General features: G+C 58.8%; 3 protein-coding genes. All 3 read left to right on the forward strand.

Annotation, left to right across the window (positions count from 1 at the left end):
• Nucleotides 1-357 precede the first annotated feature (357 nt).
• Entirely contained in the window at nucleotides 358-525 is a 168-nt protein-coding gene (locus Q0602_RS25320; protein ID WP_323133381.1) for a hypothetical protein, read from the forward strand.
• Between the two features lie 141 nt (nucleotides 526-666).
• Nucleotides 667-1,805 (forward strand): IS3 family transposase gene (locus tag Q0602_RS04280; protein ID WP_298839441.1). Its coding sequence is split into 2 segments (ribosomal slippage): nucleotides 667-934 and nucleotides 934-1,805, totalling 1,140 coding nucleotides; the frame shifts between segments, so codons are not numbered across the junction.
• A gap of 177 nt (nucleotides 1,806-1,982) precedes the next feature.
• Nucleotides 1,983-2,170: penicillin acylase family protein (locus Q0602_RS04285; RefSeq protein ID WP_298839443.1), on the forward strand; the 188-nt coding region annotated here is incomplete at its 3' end.

Genomic DNA, 2,170 nt, shown 5'->3' on the forward strand with positions numbered 1-2,170 from the left:
CGTAATGATGGGGTCACGTGTTCGAGTCACGTAAGCGGCACCAGTACCCCCTCCGTTAGCATCCACATCAGGTTGAAGAAGCGGCGGAAATCAGATAAAAATTCACTCTTTTTGGCTGGCTGCAGTTGTCGCCGTCCATGCCTGTCCGTTCCCCATTGGGGGTATTGGAAAGGGGCATGAGGCTAATGAGTGAAACGCGATACCCCCAGGAAGCGGACGAGGCAGATGGGATGGTCGACAGATGGCGCTTTCAGACACGAGAAACAGGGGGCTAAAGCCTCAAGACAAGCCATATTAGGTCGCTGATGAGCGCGGCCTTTTCCTCCTGATAAGCCCGATGGCAGCCGACTATGGAGATTGAAATTTCGGATCGATGCTCAAGGACGGTTTAAAAAGGTTAAAAAGCTACTCTCCCTAGGCGCTTATCCGGATGTTTCTTCAACGAGAGCCCATATCCTGCGGGACGGAGCGCGGGACCTGCGTGCTGCTGGCTCTGCGGCCTATCGAGAAAAAGGGGCGGCATGAGAGCGCGAAACACGCACTGAATTTCATCGGGCAGGTATTTCGTTACGCAGTGGCATAGAGGTGGCCTGGCAAAACTAAACATTGAGATAAGTGGATTTTCTGCCTGACGGTGGCCAGTATGGCTGCGAGACAGGAGCAGAGATGAGCAAACGACCCCGCCGGAACCACAGTCCGGCATTCAAGGCGAAGGTGGCACTGGCTGCCGTGAAGGGCGAGAAGACGCTGGCCGAGTTGGCGCAGCAGTTTGACGTGCATCCGAACCAGATCACGACGTGGCGAAGCCAGTTGCTGGAGGGCGCAGCCGGTGTGTTTGGTTCGGACAAGGCATCGGAAACGGGCGAGCCGCCGGTTGACGTGAAGACACTACATGCCAAGATCGGTGAGTTGACGCTGGCGAATGATTTTTTGGCCGGCGCGCTCGGGAAGGCCGGTCTGTTGCCGAGCGCAAAGCGATGATCGATCGTTCGCACAGTCTGCCGCTGTCGCGGCAGGTGCGGGAACTGGGGATCAGCCGGGGCAGCGTCTATTATCTGCCCAGGCCGGTTCCGGTGGCTGATCTGGCGATCATGCGGCGCATCGACGAACTGCACCTGGAATTTCCGTTCGCGGGCAGTCGAATGCTGCGCGATCTGCTGCGGCAGGAAGGGATCGAGATCGGCCGCCAGCATGTGGCCACGCTGATGAAGAAGATGGCGATCGAGGCGATTTACCGTCGTCCGAACACATCGAAGCCGACGCCAGGGCACAAGGTTTACCCCTATCTGCTGCGCAAACTGCCGATCGTGCGGCCCAACCAGGTCTGGGCGACTGACATCAGCTACATCCCGATGACGAGGGGGTTCGTCTATCTCGTGGCCATCGTGGATTGGTTCAGCCGCAAGGTCCTGGCCTGGCGTGTGTCGATCACGATGGAGGCCGACTTCTGCGTCGAGGCGCTGGAGGAAGCCCTGGCGCGCTACGGCAAGCCCGAGATTTTCAATACGGATCAAGGCAGTCAATTCACCAGTCACGCCTTCTTCAGCGTGCTGCACCGGGAGGAAATCGCCATCAGCATGGACGGCCGGGGCGCTTGGCGCGACAATGTGGTGGTCGAGCGCCTGTGGCGCTCGGTGAAATATGAGGAGGTTTACCTCCGCGCCTACGTCGCGGTCAGCGAAGCCCGGATATCGATCGGTCGTTATCTGAACTTTTACAACGCAAGGAGGCCGCATTCGAGCCTTGGCGCCCGGACCCCGGACCAGGCATATTTTGACAACCTGCCAATGGCGATGGCAGCATGAGTTTGGCCGCCGATACGGGGCGTCACTCCGGTCGGGCTTCGCCCTCCCTGCATGACGCCCCGTATCGGCAGTTCGATGATGAAACCGGCAGATGATCCACTTATCGAATGCCGATCCGTGTTCAGACTACCCCGGCCACCTCTGGCGGCGCATGTTTCTGCAACGACAGGAGAAAGGATGGCGATGCGCCACATGACAATCTGGCTCGCAGCTCTGGCTGCATCCTCCGCAATGACGGCCTCGGTCGCAGCGCCTCCTTTCAAGAACTGGGGTGGCGGTGAAATTCTGTGGGACAGCTTTGGCGTGCCGCACATCTACGCTAAGACGGAAGAAGGCGGCTTTTACGGCTTTGGCTATGCCCAGGC

The organism is uncultured Salinicola sp. (assembly GCF_937921195.1).
Classification (GTDB): domain Bacteria; phylum Pseudomonadota; class Gammaproteobacteria; order Pseudomonadales; family Halomonadaceae; genus Salinicola.